At 57.3% G+C, this 17,986-nt stretch carries 14 protein-coding genes; all 14 read right to left on the bottom strand.

From position 1 onward, the window contains the following. Nucleotides 1-50: 50 nt before the first annotated feature. The 14 genes from G3578_RS19435 to G3578_RS19370 all read right to left on the bottom strand — a co-directional run bounded on the left by G3578_RS19435 (nt 51) and on the right by G3578_RS19370 (nt 17,406). A complete protein-coding gene (locus G3578_RS19435) occupies nt 51-3,137 on the bottom strand; it encodes an efflux RND transporter permease subunit (RefSeq protein WP_165215177.1) in 3,087 nt (1,028 codons plus the stop codon). A gap of 3 nt (nt 3,138-3,140) precedes the next feature. Then, nucleotides 3,141-4,370, bottom strand: a complete 1,230-nt coding sequence (locus tag G3578_RS19430; RefSeq protein ID WP_206529890.1) for an efflux RND transporter periplasmic adaptor subunit — start codon at nt 4,368-4,370, stop codon at nt 3,141-3,143. 209 nt (nt 4,371-4,579) lie between these two features. Next, nucleotides 4,580-5,716 (bottom strand): FtsW/RodA/SpoVE family cell cycle protein, encoded by a 1,137-nt coding sequence (locus tag G3578_RS19425; protein WP_165215172.1) that lies wholly within the window; start codon nt 5,714-5,716, stop codon nt 4,580-4,582. Between the two features lie 117 nt (nt 5,717-5,833). Next, a complete protein-coding gene (pepF, locus tag G3578_RS19420; RefSeq protein ID WP_165215169.1) occupies nt 5,834-7,660 on the bottom strand; it encodes an oligoendopeptidase F in 1,827 nt (608 codons plus the stop codon). Nucleotides 7,661-7,813: 153 nt separating this feature from the next. Beyond that, nucleotides 7,814-9,103: a UDP-glucose dehydrogenase family protein gene (locus tag G3578_RS19415; RefSeq protein WP_165215167.1), complete on the bottom strand. Its 1,290-nt coding sequence runs from the start codon at nt 9,101-9,103 to the stop codon at nt 7,814-7,816. A gap of 4 nt (nt 9,104-9,107) precedes the next feature. After that, a complete protein-coding gene (locus G3578_RS19410) occupies nt 9,108-10,187 on the bottom strand; it encodes a glycosyltransferase (protein WP_165215164.1) in 1,080 nt (359 codons plus the stop codon). Nucleotides 10,188-10,191: 4 nt separating this feature from the next. Then, the gene (locus G3578_RS19405; RefSeq protein ID WP_165215162.1) at nt 10,192-11,142 is read right to left on the bottom strand and encodes an NAD-dependent epimerase/dehydratase family protein; all 951 of its coding nucleotides are present in this window, start codon (nt 11,140-11,142) and stop codon (nt 10,192-10,194) included. Beyond that, on the bottom strand, nt 11,139-11,945 hold the full coding sequence (locus G3578_RS19400) for a glycosyltransferase family 2 protein (RefSeq protein ID WP_165215159.1): 807 nt from the start codon (nt 11,943-11,945) through the stop codon (nt 11,139-11,141). The genes G3578_RS19405 and G3578_RS19400 overlap by 4 nt, the downstream gene beginning before the upstream one ends. Further along, nucleotides 11,942-12,991 carry a glucose-1-phosphate thymidylyltransferase gene (locus G3578_RS19395; protein WP_165215157.1) on the bottom strand — a complete coding sequence of 350 codons (1,050 nt, stop codon included), beginning with the start codon at nt 12,989-12,991 and terminating at the stop codon, nt 11,942-11,944. The genes G3578_RS19400 and G3578_RS19395 overlap by 4 nt, the downstream gene beginning before the upstream one ends. A 122-nt stretch (nt 12,992-13,113) precedes the next feature. Continuing rightward, nucleotides 13,114-14,292: a glycosyltransferase family 4 protein gene (locus G3578_RS19390; RefSeq protein ID WP_165215154.1), complete on the bottom strand. Its 1,179-nt coding sequence runs from the start codon at nt 14,290-14,292 to the stop codon at nt 13,114-13,116. Beyond that, nucleotides 14,273-14,593, bottom strand: a complete 321-nt coding sequence (locus tag G3578_RS19385; protein ID WP_165215152.1) for a hypothetical protein — start codon at nt 14,591-14,593, stop codon at nt 14,273-14,275. The genes G3578_RS19390 and G3578_RS19385 overlap by 20 nt, the downstream gene beginning before the upstream one ends. Nucleotides 14,594-14,710: 117 nt before the next feature. Continuing rightward, entirely contained in the window at nt 14,711-15,379 is a 669-nt protein-coding gene (locus G3578_RS19380) for a DnaD domain-containing protein (protein ID WP_165215149.1), read from the bottom strand. Nucleotides 15,380-15,599: 220 nt separating this feature from the next. Then, nucleotides 15,600-16,889, bottom strand: coding sequence for an asparagine--tRNA ligase (asnS, locus tag G3578_RS19375; protein ID WP_165215147.1), 1,290 nt, complete (start codon nt 16,887-16,889; stop codon nt 15,600-15,602). Between the two features lie 43 nt (nt 16,890-16,932). Beyond that, nucleotides 16,933-17,406 (bottom strand): EamA family transporter, encoded by a 474-nt coding sequence (locus G3578_RS19370; protein WP_165215144.1) that lies wholly within the window; start codon nt 17,404-17,406, stop codon nt 16,933-16,935. Nucleotides 17,407-17,986: the final 580 nt, after the last annotated feature.

The following is a 17,986-nucleotide window of genomic DNA, read 5'->3' as shown; positions in this document are numbered from 1 at the left end:
AAAGCAAAGAAAAGGGAGGGCATTTGTGTGCCCCCCTTGGGTTCTCCCCGTCATTCCACAGCCGGAATCGACTTCTCCTGTCCTCTTTTGGCAAGCTTGGCGGCGCGGCGGGCGGCTTTTTTCGCCTGCCGCCATGCAAAGAAACTTTCAAACAGCGAGTACAGGACCGGCACCAGAATCAGCGTGATGATCGTATGGAACACCAGCCCGAAGATGACGACCGTTGCCAGCGGCGCGTGGAAATCGGAACCGTCGGAAATCGCGAGCGCCATCGGCAGCATCCCCAGGATCGCGGTCAGCTTGGTCATGATCACCGGGCGGACGCGGTCTTTCACCCCTTCCAGGATCGCTTCGTTCAGCTCGTAGCCCCGCGCCCGCAGATTGTTCATCCGGTCGATGAGGAGAATCGCGTTGGAGACCACGATCCCGATCAGCATGGTCACCCCCACGATCGCCATCAGCGTAAACGTGCGCTGGGTGGTGACCAGACCGACCACGACCCCGACGAACGCCATCGGCAGGGACAGGATGATGATGATCGGATGGGACAGCCGTCCGAACTGGGCCACCATGATGATGTAGATTACGGCCATCGCCCCGAGGAAGACCAGAAGCCCGCTCGACAGGTTTTGGCTCTGCTGCTTCAAATCGCCGGCCAGCTTCACTTCATATCCTGCCGGAATCGGAAGCGAACCCATTTTTTCCTGGATGGCGCGGCCCACGGTCCCCAGATCGGTTCCTGCCAATTCCGCCGAGACGGTTATCACGCGTTCACCGTTTTCGTGGGTCAGACTGTTCGGCGTTTTGCTGTATTTCCAGTCCACCAGGTCCATCAGCGGCACCTGGGCCCCGGTTTTGGTGGTGATCAGCGCCCGGCTCAGCTGATCCGGATGCTTCATCCAATCATCCGGATATTTGGCCGTGACGTCAAACTCGACACCGTCCAGCGTCATTTCCGCCACCGTCTGCTCCCCGATCAGTCCGCCGATCTGCGCCAGCAGCATCTGCGGATCCACCTGCATGCGTTCCATCACATCCTTTTTGGGAAGCAGGGTCAGCTTTTCCGAGCCTTCGGAAAAGTCATTGCGTACATTGGTCACGCCGGGGATGGAGGATAGCATGTTTTCCACGTCTTTGGTCAATGCTTCAGCGACCGGCAGCTCATCCCCGACCACCTGCAGCTGAACGGGCGCGCTGCCGCCCTGACCGCCGAAGCTCATTTGAAGCCGATCGACCAGCTTGTTTTCCTTCAGCCGGCTGTTGATCTCTTTGGTCAGCTCATCCTTGTCGCGGGAGCGTTCCTTCTTGCTTTTGAGCGTGATGTACATCTCGACATCGCGCTTGGTCATCACCAGGGCGATATCTTTTACCTCCGGAAGCTGATACAAGCTGGCTTCCGCCTGCAGCCCCACTTCCCTGGAGGTTTCCAGCGTCATGCCTTTAGCCAGCGTCAGCTTGGCATAGATGAAATCCTCGCTGGCATCCAGAAATTCCCCCTGCTTGATGAAGGGGGTCAGGGGAATGGCGGCGGCAAACAGCAGAACCGCGACGAACAGGGTCTTGATGCGGTGGCGCAGCGCTACGGCAAGCAGTCGCTGGAATCCTCGGGTAATCGCTGCCGCCACACCTTTTTGTTCGCCGCCATGCCCCACCTTTTTATCCCGCTTCAGGAAGCTGTCGGCAATGATCGGGACAAAAAAGATGGCGGCCAGCGTGGACGCCGTGATCGCGGCGGTAACCGTAAAGGCGATCGTCACGAAAATCGGCTTGTATTCCTCCCCGAAATCCGCCAGCATCAAGGGGAGAAAGACGACGACCATGGTGATTTGGGACGAGACGACCGGCGTCAGCACCTCTCTGCTGCCTTTGATGATCGCTTCGCGCAGCGGCACCCCCCGTTCGCGGAAGTGATAGATGCTCTCCAGGACGACGATGGCCGCGTCCACGATCAACCCGGCGGACAGGCTGAGCGAGATCAGGGATACCGCGTCAATCTCGTAGCCGAAGATCTTCATGGCGATAAACGTCATCAGCGCAGAAAGCGGGAGCGTCGTCGCAATCACCAGGGTAACCCGCCAGTTTTTCAGGAAAAAGATCAGGATGGCGACGGCGAGGAATCCGCCCAATGCTACTTCGCGACTCAAGTTCCGGATCGACGTCTGGATGAATGAAGCCGTCTCGAAATGGACCGTGAACGAATACTTGCCGCCCGCTTCCGCCTCCATCTTGTCGAGCTCCGCCTTCACCCGCTTCCAGGTGTCGATCACATCGGCATCTTCCGTTTTGGAAATCAGCATGGTGACGAACGGTTTCCCTTTCGCCAGGGTCAGCATATCCTTGTTCTGCCCGCGCACATCCTGAATGTCCGCCAGCTGGCGCAGCGCAACGCTGCCGCGCGGGGTCTCAATCATGACCTCCCCGATCTGCTGAATCGTTTTGAAGGAGTTGTCAATCTCGATGACGGTGTTGAAGCCGTCATTTTCCAGCGTGCCGACCGCCTGCTTCCAGTCGGCCGCCTGCAACTGCCGGATGACCTCCTGGGGCGTCACGTTGTACGCCATCAGCTTTTCCGGCTGCATGGTGACGGTAACCTTGTTTTCATAAACCCCTTCCTGAACCTCCACTTTTTTGACGCCCTCGACCGCTTCAATGCGATCCTTGATGGTGGTTTTGGCCAGATTCAGCATGGTTTGCGGATCTGCCCCGGTGACGGCGATCTGGGCGAGCTGGGTATCGCCATAGCTGGCCTGCTCCACTGTCACATGGGTGATTTCCTTGGGGAAGTCATTGCGCAGACGGTTGACGATGCTTTCCAGCTTCTGCTTGACTTCCGTCCCCTGTCCTTCTTTCGCCTTCGTCCAGATGCTGACGCTGCCGGTGCTGGATGTAGAACCATATTCAATGATTTCCGGAATGTCTTTGATCTCTTTTTCAATCTTGTCGGTAATCTTCTCTTCCATCTCTTCAGGCGGAAGGGAGCCACCGGATATGCGGATCTCCGTCCACGGCAGATTGGTCTTGGGCACGAAGGAGACCTTGAAGGAGAGCAGGGAACCGACGCCAGCCAGGACGATGAGGGCCGTAAACATGTAAATGATCAATTTGCGCTTGAGGAAAAAGTGCAGCAATTTCTCCATCGGTTATTCTCCCTTCGCGGCCACTTTTTCACCGTCGATGATGTAGGTGATGCCGGTGCGGACCACCTTGTCGCCTGCTTTCAGCCCGGACAGCACTTCGATCTTGTCGTCGAGCACCTGCCCGATGGTCACGACGCGTTTTTTCGCCACCCCGTTTTCCACGACGAGGACGTAGCGGTCGGATTGGGAGATCCCGACGCTTTCCATGGGCACGACCAATCCTTTGATCTGCCGCGGGACTTCCACCGTGGCCAGCATCCCGCCGCGCCATGCGCGATCGTGATTGGGAACCGTCACTTCCACGCGGTATTTGCCGGTCTGTTGATCAATCACGGGAGAAATATAGGTGATTCTCCCGGCGGTCTTGTTCTGGCCGTCCCTGGAGACCGTCACCTCTTCTCCTTCGCGGAATTGGTCAATAAGGTCGCTGGCAACGTCCACGGTCACTTTCACGGTCGAGAGATCCACCAGGTGAATCAGCGCCTGACCCGGTCCGGACAATTCGCCCACCTGCTGGGTCACATCCACAACCGTTCCGGCGAATGGGGCCACGACCTTGGTATCGCCCAGCGTTTTTCGCGCCCGCTCCGCCTCGCTGGACGCCAGCTGCAGCGAAGCATCCACGGCGGCGAGGTCATCGGCGTCCGCCCCTTTCAGCATGTCATCCAGCCGGATGTGCTCGTTCTTCGAGGCGATTTCGGCCTGTTCCTCCTGCAAACGCAGATCGTCCAACGCGGCTTTCGAAATCGCTCCGCCCTCATACAGCTTTTCTCCCTTGAGGCGGTCCTGCTTTGCCTTCTCATACCGCTTGTCGGCGGCCTCCACCTGCAGCCGCTGCTGTTGAATCTCTTCCGGCTTGGCTCCGTTTACCGTCACCTGCTTGCGCGTGGCGGCTTCCCGAACCTGGCCGGCCGCCGCTTCCAACGCCTTCTGGTAATACCCGGCATCCAGCGACGCCAGCAGCTGGCCTGCCGCCACCTGATCCCCCTTTTTCACCGTGATCTGCGTGATCTTGCCGCTGGTGCCGAACGCGAGGGATGCCTCCTGCTTTGCTTCCACCATTCCCGTTACCGCCAGCATGATGGGTTTGGTCTGTTTTTCGACTGTGTACAGTTCGACGATCTTGGCTTTAGCTTCCTGTTGGGCAGCATCCGGTGCGCCTGGATTCTGTCCGCAGCCGGCTGCTGCAAGCAGGGTTGCCGCCAATAAAAAAGACAACTGTTTCTTCACCATGATTCCTCCAACCTGTTCCATATGGTTTCTGTATTTAGTCTGCCAGTTTTTTCCCGGACGCTTAACCGCCAGGAGAACGAACTTCTCTCCATCCCGAGACGGAGATGATCGGGCGATGTATGCTTCCCGTAAATAGGCATACCTACATTACGACGCAAAATGGAAAAAGATTCAAGGGTTTTTTAAAAGAATTTTTTATAGATCACCCATCATTTCTTCATGATGCCGGGATGCAGCCTCCACAGCGGAGAAGGCCGGCGCATGCTGACGAGCATGCCGAATGCGATCAGATTGGAGATCATGGAACTGCCCCCGTAGCTGATGAACGGCAGGGTCAAACCGGTGATGGGGGACAGCCCGATATTCATCCCGATATTGACAAACACCTGGAACGACCAGAGTGTCACCATCCCGCTGATAAAAAAGGCGGCGAAGAGATCAGGCGTCTGCAGCGCCCACCCGACCAGCCGATAAAACAGCACAAAATAAAGCAGCAGCAGGAAGCTGGCTCCAAGAAACCCCCACTGCTGGGCGATCACCGCAAAGATAAAATCGGTATGCTGTTCCGGCAGATTCGCCCCGAAAGCCGTCCGCACCCACAGCCCGCCCGTGCCGCCCAATTGTCCGCTGCCCACCACGTTTCGCGCCTGGATATATTGGTAGCCGCTGCCAAGGGGATCCACTTCGGGGTCCAAAAAAGAGAGCAGCCGCTCGAACTGATGGGGCCGAACCACCCGGAAAAACAGATCGGGGAAAAAGGCATGCAGTGCGTACAAGGAGAAAACGAGTCCGATTGTTGTCATAAGATATGTTATGTGAACAAATCCGGAGAGACGGCTCATGATCAGAAAGCAGCCGAGCAGGGAGAGATAGATCAGCGCCATGCCCAAATCGGGCTGCAGCAGTACCAGCGATGTGGGCAGCAGCACAAGAAGGACCGCTTTGGCTACCTCCTCGCCTCTGTAAAAGGCACCCCGGTTCCACTCATACAGGCGGGCAAGCAGCAGCAGTGTCGTGAGGCGGGTCAACTCGGAGGGCTGGATGTTGAGCACTCCCAGATCGATCCAGCTGATAGCCCCGTTGATCTTCCTGCCGACGACGAAGACGGCCAGCAACAGCAGGATCCCTCCTGCGTACAGCCCGATGGCATGGTTGGCGTAATGCCGGTAGTCGATCTTGCGGAGCATGGCGAGACACCCCATGCCGATCACGACCCAGGCGAGCTGTTTTTCCGCGAGATGCTGGCCGCTGCCGCGTGTGGCGACAAAAACCGTGACGAGGCTTGTGGCAAGCAGCAGATACAACGCAAGATAGACGACATATTCCCGGCTCTCTTTCTCTTCCATGCTGTCCCTCCAAAGATGTTGTCAACGGATAGTTTTGCCGGAATGTGCTGCCGTAACCAAAAAGAACGCCTTCGTTCTGCGGAGAACGAAGGCGTTCGGTTTTTCCGATAATGCCGGTTATGGGGTTGATGGTGTTTGAATACCAGCCAGTTCTTCCATCTGCTCCAACAGGTCCCGGAAGACGCTCAAAGCTTCGCGGATCGGCTCCGGCGAGGTCATATCCACTCCCGCCTTCTTGAGCAGATTGAGCGGATAATCGGAGCCGCCGCTCTTCAGGAAGTTGAGGTAGCGTTCCACGGCCGGCTGCCCCTCCTCCAGAATCTGTTTCGCCAGGGAAGTGGCTGCCGAGAAGCCGGTTGCATACTTGTAGACATAGAAATTGTTGTAGAAATGCGGGATTCGCGCCCATTCGAGATCAATCTGGCTGTCCACCACCATCTCTTTCCCGTGATAGGCCACATTCAGCTCCCGGTACCATTCGGATAGACGGTCGGCGGTCAGCGGCTCATCCTGCTCCACCTTGGCATGGATCAGCTTTTCAAATTCGGCAAACATGGTCTGTCTGAACAGCGTGCCGCGGAACTGCTCCATATAATAGTTGATGAGGTACATGCGCTGCGCCTTATCCGTCGTCGTCTTCAGCAGGTGGTGCATCAACAGCGCTTCGTTCAGCGTGGACGCCACTTCCGCCACGAAAATCGTGTAATCCGCATAGGTGTACGGCTGGTTCTTGTTGGAATAGTAGCTGTGCAGGGCATGCCCCATCTCATGGGCCAGCGTGAACATGTTGTTGACATTGTCCTGGTAGTTCATCAGGACATACGGATGTGTCGTATAAGCGCCCCAGGAGTAGGCGCCGCTCGTCTTGCCTTCATTTTCGTACACATCGATCCAGCCGGAGGTAAATCCCGTTTCCAGGACGCGGCCATAGTCCTCGCCGAGCGGGCGCAGCGCTTCTTTGATCGTGGCGACCGCCTGCTCATACGGGATCTCCATCTCCACCTCCTTCACGATCGGCACGTACAGGTCGTACATGTGCAGTTCATCAAGCCCCAGCATTTTTTTGCGCAGCGCGACATAGCGGTGCATCAGCGGCAGATGCTCGCGAACGGTGGCGATCAGGTTGTCGTAGACGGAGAGGTCGACGTTGTCGGCAAACAGCGCCGCCTTCAGGGCAGACTCGTACTTGCGCGTGCGTGCGTAGAAGACATCCCGCTTCACGACCGATGCAAGCGTGGCGGCAATCGTGTTGCGGTGCTTGCCGTAGGTGGCATACAGCGCTTCAAACGCCTCCCTGCGCACGCGGCGATCTTTACTTTCCAGGAACTGGATGTAGCGCCCCTTGGTCAGCTCCACCTCTTCGCCGTTCTCGTTCGTAATCATGGGGAACTTGATGTCGGCATTGTTCAGCATGCCGAAAATCTTGCCGGGGGCGGACGCCAATTCTCCCACCTGGGCCAGGATCGCCTCTTCCGGTGCAGACAGCGTATGCGGCTTGAAGCGGGTAATTTCCTCCAACAGCTTCCGGTAATGTTCCAGGCCCGGCTCGCTCGCCTGCAGCTTTTTCAATTCCTCGCTGTCGATCGCGAGGATCTCCGGCTGTATGTATGACAAGGCGCTGTACACCTGCGTGCTCAAGCTTGTCGCTCGGTCTGTCAGCGCCTGGTACGTGCTGTTCGTATTGTCTTCGTCGCGGCGCATCCGTGCATAGACGTACACCTGATCCATCGTTTTGGTCAATTCATCCTGCAAGACCAGCGCATCCAGCAAATGTTTCCCCGATTGCGCAAGCGTCCCCTGCTTGGATTTGATCTGTTCGATCATCTCCTTCACCTTTTTGACATCTTCCTCCCATGCCTCATCGGAAGGATAGATATCTTCCAGCCTCCATTTGAATTCGGCGGGGATTTCGCTTCGCTTCGGCAGTGTCTTGTTTTTATTCATGAGAGTTGCTCCTTTCACACGCATTCATCCGTACACTGTAATCGTAACGGAAATCCGCACCAACTTCAAATATTTGTCATGCCGCCCGACAGCCGAACCACCCCGCCCGTGGCACGCCGCTTGACGGGCGGGGATTTCTGGTTGTTTCCGGCTTCAGCTCCTGCCAACCCCCAGATAGGTAAACCCGAGTCCTTTCACATGCTCCGCCGGCCATGCATTGCGGCCGTCAAACAGAAACGTCCCCGCCATGATGACTTTCACCCACAGCCAGTCAAGCTGGGTGCATTCCTTCCACTCCGTTACCAAAATGGCAGCGTCTGCTCCCTCCAGCGCATCGTAGGCCGTATTGACGAAGGTCAGCTCCGGGAAGAGCCGCACCACATGCGGCACTGCCACGGGGTCGTAGGCGCGCACATGCGCCCCTTCGGCCAGCAATCTCTTTACGATCACAAGGGAAGGGGCCTCCCGGATATCATCCGTCTCCGGTTTAAAGGAGAGGCCCAGCAGCGCGATCTCCTTGCCCGCGAAGGTTTGCAGGCAGTTCCGCATCCGGTCCAGAAACCAGGCAGGCTGGCTCCGGTTGATCGCTCTGACCTGCTCCAGCAGGGACAGCGGGGTTTGGGTCGCCCGCGCCAAATTGATCAACGCTTCGATATCCTTCGGAAAGCACGAGCCTCCGAAACCGACACCGGCGCGCAGGAATTCCGGCCCGATTCGGCTGTCAAGCCCCATCCCGCGGGCGACTACCTCGATGTCCGCTCCTACAGCCGCACAAAGCCTTGCCAGCTCGTTCATAAACGAAATGCGTGTGGCGAGAAACGCATTGGACGCGTATTTGATCATCTCCGCATTCGCACGGGTGGTGTGGATCCGGGGAGCATCGATGTCCGCATAGACGTCTTCCATCAGCGCGAACGCCCGCTCATCCCGGGCGCCGATCACGATGCGCGACGGTTCCAGCGAATCCTGGAGCGCTCTGCCTTCCCGCAAAAATTCGGGATTGGTGACAACATGCACGTTGCTGTAAGCGGCAAACATGCCCGCGATCTGATCCGAGGTGCCGACCGGAACGGTGCTTTTGATTACAACAAGCCTCTCTCCCCCCTCCTTCGGCAGCAGTTCCTGAAGCGTGGCGACCGCCTTGAACAGATAGCCAAGGTCCGCGCGGCCGTCTTGGCCTTCCGGCGTGCCCACGCAGAGAAAGAGGGCATCCGCCCGTGCGACCGCCTCCGCCGGATTCGCCGTGAAGGTCAGGCCTCCTTCCTCCATCGCCTTTTGCAATGCGGGTTCGAGTCCGGGCTCATAGATGGGGGATTGGCCGCGCTGCAGCCGTTCCACTTTGGCCGCATCCACGTCCACTCCCATGACGCTGTGGCCACGCATCGCAAAAGAGACCGCCGTGGTCAACCCAACATACCCCGTACCGATCACCGTGATCTTCATCGCTTCACCTCGCTTTCCCGATCACTGATAGATACAAATCTTCCAGTTTTCGCCGCTGCTTTTGGATATCATGCCGCTCTGCCACGCGCTGGCGGGCGTTCGCGGTCACCTGCGGCCAGCGCTCCGGCTGCGACAGCACGTACGCCATCATCCGGGCCAGCTTGTCGGGAGCCTTCTCCGGCACAAGAAATCCGTTTTTCCCATGGGTGATCAACTCGGGAATGCCGGCGTGGTACGTGGAAATCACCGGTCTGCCGAGCGCCATCGCCTCCATCAGGACGTTGGGTATCCCCTCCTGATTGCCGTCTTTTGCCGTTTTGCAGGCCAGGACAAAGAGATGGCAGCCTTCCATCGCCCTGCGCACTTCCTGATGCGGCAGCGCCCCGGTAAACGTAACTTGTTTCCGGATGCCCAACCGGCTGACCAGCCGGAGCAGTTTCCCCTTTTGCTCCCCATCCCCCACGATGGTCAGGGTTGCCCGCGGATAGGTCCGCAGGAGGCGCCAAAACGCCCTGATCAGGATATCCATGCCTTTTTTCTCCGTCAGGCGGCCGACGCTCAGAATACGAAACGCGTCATCGCGGACGGAAGGAGACGGTTGAAAGGGAAACTGGCGTAGGTCGATACCGGAGCGGATGAGGACGATTTTTCGTTCCGGACAGCCGAGACGGATCAGCCTTCTCTTCATATGCCGGCTGACGACCGTAACCGCCCGGCTGCGGCGGAACAGCGTGCGCAGCTGGGCGCGGTACCGTTTGCTTCTGTTGACCTGCTTGGTTGCATCAAAGCCATGAAACGAGACGATGAGCGGAAGCCGCGTCTTGCGGGCCACCGGCAGAAGTTCCACGCCCGCCGTGCCGAAGCGGGCATGCAGGCAGCTGATGTTCTGCCGCTTCAGCCAGCGGTCCAGTCCGCGGAAGCTTTTGCGGATATAGATGGGATGATACGGGAACTGCTGCAGATTGAATGGTTTGCTGCGCGTCAAGACGACCGGTTTTACCCGGCGGTGGCCGATCAGCTGCTGATAGATAAACGTCTCGCTGTTCGCCAAATACTTCCGGCGGTAGACCAGCACACGATGCATGCGCTTACCCCCGTTCCTGCTCGATCATGTCGTCCAACTGCAGTCGCAGCCCCTCTTCCAGGGAAACCTGCGGATCGTAGCCCAGCTTCTCCCCCGCATGCCTGATATCCGCACAGGTCCGCCGCGCATCGCCGGCCTGTTCGGGCAGAAACGCGATTCGCGGCTTTCTGCCCGCCAAGGCGGCCATCTGTTCAATCGCTTCGAGGACGCTGACTTCGCGATTCCCCCCGATGTTGTAGATATCGCCGGCTTCTCCGAGACGGGCAGCCAGCAGGTTGGCTTCCACCGCATCGCTGACGTAGGTGAAATCGCGCGTTTGATGACCGTCCCCGTACACCTGCAGCTCCTCGTCGCGCAGCAGCTGCCGGAAGAAACGGTGAAACGCCATGTCCGGCCGCTGTCTTGGCCCGTATACCGTAAAATAGCGCAGCAGGACGATCGGCAGGCCGTAAGCGTTCACGTATGCCCGGCAAAGCTGTTCCATGGCTGCCTTGGTCACCCCGTAGGGCGAAAGGGGCAACAGCGGCGCCCGTTCGTCGGTCAATCCTTCCTGCATGGTGCCATAGACGGAAGAGGATGACGCGATGACGATCTTCTGGATTCGCGGATAACGGCGGCAGGCATCCAGCAGTTGCTGGGTGGCGACCAGATTGTTTGCCGCGTAATCGGCAAAGGCGTTGCCCCAACTGGCTCGCACGCCCGGGAGCGCAGCCTGGTGGAACACGATGTCGGTCTCCTGCAGCCACTGTTCCCAATCGCCCGTTTGCAGCGGAGCGGCATGAAAGAGGAAGCGGGGATGCTGCCCGATCAGCGAGAGGTTGCGCCATTTCAGCCGGGCGTCGTAATTCGGCGTAAAACCGTCGATGCCGATGATCGTATACCCTTCCTGAAGCAGCCGCTGTGTCAGATGTGACCCGATAAATCCGGCACAGCCGGTTACCAGCGCTGTTGTCATCGTGTCGACCTCCTCACGCGTATCAGCTTGCGGATAACCAGGTAGCCGTTCTTGTAACCATAAACGGCCCGATATCTGTTCCCCCAGCGGCGCAAATAGTAGTCAAACGTCATGAGGCGCAGCTTGTTCCGCCGCTGTTTCGATTGCGGATCGGTCAGCTGCTGCCGGTGTTTCGTCCGGTTGTACAGATGCCGATCGATCCATTTGACCGGATACCGTTCGATCAGGCGGAGGATGATCCGGCGGTCCTCCATGATCCTGCCTTCATATTCGTCGGACGTATCCCAGCCGCCTACCCTGCGCAGAGCGCTGACGCTGTAGCACCGCGGCGCGACCATCCATTTGTTGTATGTGAGAAATTGATACTTGTTCCGAAACTCCCGGTGCCTGATGTGAAACGCCTTGCGATAGTTCATCGTCTCGCTGACCCGCCAGATTGTCACGTTGCCATAGTAGAGGGCATAACGGCGCTTCGCCGATTTCACATGGCTGGCCAGAATGGCAAGCGCACGGGAGGGCAGCCAGTCATCGGAATCCAGCTGCACCAGATAAGGGGTGTCCACAAGGGAAAGCGCCTTGTTCATCACCGCGGAGATGCCCGCATTCTGTTCCATGCGGACGTACTGCACGTTGGGATGGATCAGATATCGTGCTACTTCTTGTTTGGTATTGTCGGTGGAGGCGTCATCGATGATCAGCAGCTTCCAGCCTTTATAAGTCTGCCCCAGCACGCTCCGGATGGCCTTGCCGATAAAGCGGGCGCGATTGTAAGTCGGGATCACGACGGTAAACAGCGGCCTCATGTTCCCGCCTTCTTCTGTTCCGTCGGAAACAAGATGGTCGACTTGTCGCTGACGATAAAGACGCCCGTCTTGGACGTATGCAGTCCGATCAGATGGGAGGAACGGCCAAAGACGCTGTCTTCCACTATCCATTCCACATCGATCAACGATGAGTTTTCCAACAGGATGCTCTCCCGGATCCACCTGCAGTTTTTCACCTCGACCCCATCCTGGATGGACACATAGGGACCGATCCGGCAGTTTTCCAGCCGGCAGTGCTCCCCGATCAGCACCGGGCCGATGCATTCGCAATTGCGCAATACGCTGGTTGTTCCTGCTTTGACACGATCGCCCACTTCTTCTGCCAGCATCCAGCGATTGGCTTCAAACCACCGCTCGATCGTGCCCACGTCTGAATACAACCCGTCCGTCACCGTGTGGGCGACCGGATACCCTTTGTCGACCAGTCCCTGAATCGCGTGGGTGATCTCGTATTCTCCCCTGCCGGATGGTTTCAGCGTGTGAATCACCTCAAAAATCGCGGGGGTAAAGACATATGCCCCGATGACCGCCAGCCTGCTTTTGGGGGCAACCGGTTTTTCTTCCAGCGAAACAATTCTGCCGTCGCATATCTCGGCAATCCCGTAATCCTGCGGTCGATCCACCTCGCCCAACAAGAGTGCCCCCTCCGCCGACGCGGCGAGGAAGGTCTGGTGCAGCTGGTGCAGCGAATCCATCAGCAAATTGTCTCCCAGGAGCAGCAGAAAAGGCTCCTCCTGAATGAAGGGACGCGCTATTTTCACGGCGTGCGCGATTCCCAGCGGTTTGGTCTGCTCAATAAACGTAATGGTAGCCTGATAGCGACTACCATCTCCTACATACTCGACGATCTGTGTTTGCGTGGGGTTAATCACGATCCCGATGTCACGGATGCCAACCTCAATCAATTTGCGGATACAATAGTGGAGGACAGGATGATTTGCAACCGGGAGGAGGGTTTTGGGCTGTGAATACGAAAAGGGATGCAGCCTGGTGCCGCGACCGGCACACAATATTAACCCTTTCATCTCTCTAATCACTCCCCAGCTGTGCTTTCGTACTACTACAGTATGGCAATCCGTTTACGGGCGTAAGGGCTACCGTCTACCGTCCGGCAAGAAAGGCAGACACCCACGCCAGACGATGCGACTCATCCTCTCCAGCCATTGCCTGTTCGCTTGCGGCGCCGGGCAATTGCCTGCTGAAAGACAGCCAGGTAGCCCTGCGCTGTCGCTTTCCAGGACAGCATGGCGGCTCTGGCGCGGGCATTGCTCGACAGTTCGGCGCGCATGGCGGATGAGCGCCAGTAACTTTGCCAGATCTGCGGCACCACGACCGTCCATTCTGTTGCGGGAACAAGGAAGCCTGCCCGTTGGTGGGGGACCACCTCGGGAATGCCGCCGTTTGGCGTGGACAAGACCGGCTTGCCGGCCGCCATCGCTTCCAGATTGACCCGACAGAACGGTTCCTGCCAGAGCGACGGTGTGGCAACCAGGTCGGCCAGCTGGTACCATGCGGGCATCTCCTTCGTCGGGACAAAATTGACAAAGATCACCTTGCTCCCAAGCGGTTCCGCCAGCTTGTGCAGCCATTTCACATAAGGGGTCATCCGGTTGCTACCATATCCGGCCCCGCCGACGATCAGCAGGCGGGCCTGGGGATCCTTTTCACTGATCTTGCGGAAGGTCTTCAGGAGAAGATGCACCCCTTTCTCCCGCATCAAGCGCCCGGCAAAAAAAAGCACGCGATGTCGCGATTGAAGACCCAGCCGCTGCCGCAGTTGCCTGACCTTCGCTTCCACCCGGAAAGGCTGATAGGCTGTCGGATTAACCCCGAGATGGACGGCATGCACCCGGGATGGATCGGCCCGATGTACCTGGATGAAGTGCCGGCGCAGATATTCGCTGTTGGTGATCATGCCGTCCATCATCCGCATGACGCGGCGCATGGTCCCCGGCGCAATCATTCGTTTGGAGGCGTACACATGCGAATGCATGTTCAAAATAATGGGGATGCGGGGGAAAGCCCTGCGCAGGTAGGGAACATAGTGGGGGCGGTTCTCTACGAGAATCACATCGGGCGTGCGCCTGCGCAGATCCTTGATGATGCTGCGGATATACGCGATCGGCTTGTGGTTGTAGGGAAAACGGACATAGGTTCGATTCTCCTTTTTGGAGGAGCGCGGATACGTCGGACACGTGCGGGCGTAGATCGTCACCGAATGCTCAGGCCCGATGGCACGCGAGATTTGATGGATGTCGTGCTCTACGGAACTTCCTTTCACAGGTGGAACCGAGAAAGGCCCTGGGCTAACGATGGCGATTTTCATCGCGTTCCATCTCCCATTCTTTTTTCAAGGAGAGCACAACCTGGTACAGATGCTCGCGATCGCGCTGACTTGCCTTGACAAAGTGCGCCCATTTTTTCTCCCACTCCTGCAATTGGCGCTGAAGCGTCTGCATATCTTGTTCCAGTGAAGTTATTTTTCCGATAAGTTCGCTCTGTTCCTCCGCCTGTGCAAGCGCATGGCTGACCGGTTCCTGCCCAAGCCTCTCCTGCGTCTGAACGGCCCCGGAAAAGACGCCGGGCGTGACCCAGTGCGGCTTCTCACTTTTTCTGCGTTTTTCCATCGACACTTTCCTCCTCCAACTGCCATAGGCATTTGGCGATGCCCATGTTTCTCGTAATATGCTATGACCGGAGCGGAGGATGGGTCCCACGTAAAAAAACCGCTGCGAACGAAACGTTCACAGCGGCTGCCGGCTGTCCCGGCTGTTCTGGAGGCGGCGGAAGCGCAGGCTGTAGGCGCGGGCCTCCTCCGCGTTGGTGATCTGTTGTTTTTGCCATTCCAGGAGAATGCGGTCGATGTATTTGATATACAGCTTGCCAACCGACATAGCCTCACGCAGGGCGGTCAGGATCAATTCATCCGGGTAGCGGTCCTCTTCCTTCCAGATCTGCAGGGTTTCCATCTCGAAGGGAGAGAGCGGACGGCCAAAGGCTTGCTCAAAACGGGCATACAAGCTGGAAGGCCCGGCGGACGGCTCTTCCCCCGCTGCGCTTGCTTCCGCCATCCCGTCCAGCGCTAAGGCCGCAGCCAGGCGTTCATACAACGGCTCCAGATTGTAGCTTTCATGCCGGAGTCCGGTCTGCGGGTCGATGTATTCATCAATGGCAAGGAAGCCTGCCTTCATCAGATGCTGCAGCATGCGGACCAGCTCGAGGTTGGACATGGACAAGCGCTCTTCCAATTGGTGCAGGGTGGGAAACCGGTTTCCCTCCTGTTGAAAGGACAGCAGGTGGATGATCAGCATCATTTCTTCGTCGGACAAGGATAACCGTTTGTACGATTTCAGCAGCAGATTGGAAATGGATGTCGCCCCTGCCTGCAGGAGTTGGAGAATTTGTCGATCCATGTCGTCCTTCACCCCTTCCTTATTATACCAACGGGATCTGTGCAAGCCTAGCATAAAAACCCACCCGGCCTAAGCTATCGCTCCACCCACTCGGCGATAGCTAGCGCTGTGCCGAGTGGGTTCCCTCGCTGCGCCGGGTGGGGCCCCGAACCTATTCAAGTCACCTTAAAGGCGAAAAAAACTGCCGCCCGCAGGCAGCAGGGTGTGCGCTTGCAAAGCCTTATGGATAGAGACGATACAGGAGGCGGGGGAACGGAATCGTTTCTCGGACGTGTTCGAGCCCGCAGATCCAGGCCACCGTACGCTCCAGACCAAGGCCGAAGCCGGAGTGCGGCACGGTGCCGTACTGGCGCAGATCGAGATACCATTTGTAGGCTTCTTCGGACAAGTGATGCTCCTGGAAGCGCTGTTTCAGCAGTTCCGGATCATCAATCCGCTGGCTGCCGCCAATGATCTCGCCATACCCCTCCGGTGCGATCAAGTCGGCGCACAGCACCACCTCCGGACGCTTGGGATCCGGTTTCATATAGAAAGCCTTGATGTCCGTCGGATAATGAGTGATGAAGACCGGTTTGTCGAAGTGTTCCGCGATCATCGTTTCATCCGGCGCGCCGAAATCGTCGCCCCATTTGATCTCGCTTCCTTTTTCCTGCAGGAGCTTGATCGCGTCGTCATAGGTGATGCGCGGGAACGGTGCCGTCACCTTTTCCAGCTTGCTGGTATCCCGCTCCAATGTTTTCAGTTCGCGCTGGCAGTTTTTCAGCACGGACTGCACGATGTGGGAGACAAACTGCTCCTGAATCCGCAGGTTTTCTTCATGGTCAACAAACGCCATCTCCGGCTCGATCATCCAAAACTCGATCAGATGGCGGCGCGTTTTCGATTTTTCCGCGCGGAAGGTCGGCCCAAACGAGTAGACGCGGCCCAATGCCATCGCGGCCGCTTCCATGTAGAGCTGCCCGCTTTGCGACAGATACGCGTCTTCGTCAAAGTATTTGGTGTGGAACAAGTTGGTCGTCCCTTCCGCCGAGGTGGGGGTCAGAATCGGCGGGTCCACTTTGTAGAAGCCGTTTTGTTGGAAAAATTCGCCGACAGCCCGGATGATTTCCGAACGGATCGCCATCACGGCCCGCTGGCGCGGAGTGCGCAGCCAGAGGTGGCGATGATCCATCAAAAAGTCGACACCATGTTCTTTCAGCGAGATCGGGTAGTCCTGGACGATCTGAATGATCTCGATGCCGGTAACCGTCAATTCATAGCCGCTGGGGGCACGTTCGTCCTCCCGCACCACCCCGGTTATGTACAAGGAACTCTCCTGCGTTAACTGCGACGCCCGTTCCCACGTCTCTTCGCTCACTTCCGCCTTGACTACGACCCCCTGTACAAAACCGGAGCCGTCGCGCAGCTGGAGGAACTGGATCTTACCGCTGCTGCGCTTGTTGTAGAGCCAGCAGCCAAGTTTTACTTCTTCACCTATGTGCTGCCCAAGTTGGGCGATCGTCGTCAACATGTGGTGGTATCCCCTCCGTCTTCAATTAACCGTAACAATTATACTATTGGGTCTGGTCAAATTCAACGGACTGCCCGCGCCCGCTTGTCATTCGTCTTCTGGCATTGCTGGCCCATGTGCTCACGAGGGAAAAACCCAGGATGAGCATAATCCCTGCCAACGTATACCCGGACCATCTGATCCGGCTGTCAAACATTTGAAAGAAATATGTAAAAACCGGAACAAAGGACAGGGAAAGGATCACCAGAAACGTATCGCAGTGCTTGATGCCCATTTGGAGCAAATACAGCGGCAGCACGACGCCCGTCAGGCTGACGATCAGGATCCATTCCCAGTTTGCCAGGATGTCGGCAAGGGCGCCATCCGCATGAGCCCAGGCGGCAGAGAGGAGGACAATGGCATAAAAGCGGTGGGCAAGAATGCGGGCGGAACTCCACCCTGCCTCGCTCAGTTTTTTCGAGTTGTGCGTGCAGGCGCCGGTCCCCTCGCTTTTGGAAGGAATGCCATGCCATTGCACAGGACGGCGGTTGACAGGAAACTGGCGCAGGTAAAGGCAAAAGGGCTGATCGTTTGCACATATTTGGCATAAAAGACCTGGCTTGCAGCCGTGAGCAGCGCCGATCCCAGCAGGTAACAGGTGCCGAGCGTATACAGAGCGGCAGCTGACGGTCTTCGGGTCATGGGTTCCAATGGTTTCTCCCCCCTCGGAAAATTTTTCCCCCCATCTTAGCACAAAAAAGATCTGCCGTACATGCGGCAGATCCCAGACCGATAACGTCATGGCGTGATGGAGCCAAGCGAGCTCCTTTGACGACCGACACAGCGAAGAAACGAAGACGCGGGATCTCAGGGGGCGTGAGTCTCACATCCCTGAACCAGCTAATATCTTGTCAAGCCAAATTAATTAGATAGCATCTTGATTTGTGGTATACTGTAAAAAGGGTATAACAAACCATCCTTCCAACTTCTGTTGGAAGGATTTGGTTATCAGTCCTATCCGTTATCGTTATACGGTCTGTTCTCGATAAGGAACCCCCTTCTTCAGAATTGCGTAGATGAGATGGAGAAGTTTATTGGCACATGCAATTACGGCTACT

The sequence above is a fragment of the Brevibacillus sp. SYP-B805 genome (assembly GCF_011059135.1).
Classification (GTDB): domain Bacteria; phylum Bacillota; class Bacilli; order Brevibacillales; family Brevibacillaceae; genus Brevibacillus_F.
The sequence above is the reverse complement of the archived record's forward strand: the minus strand, read 5'-3'. Positions and strand labels throughout refer to the sequence as shown.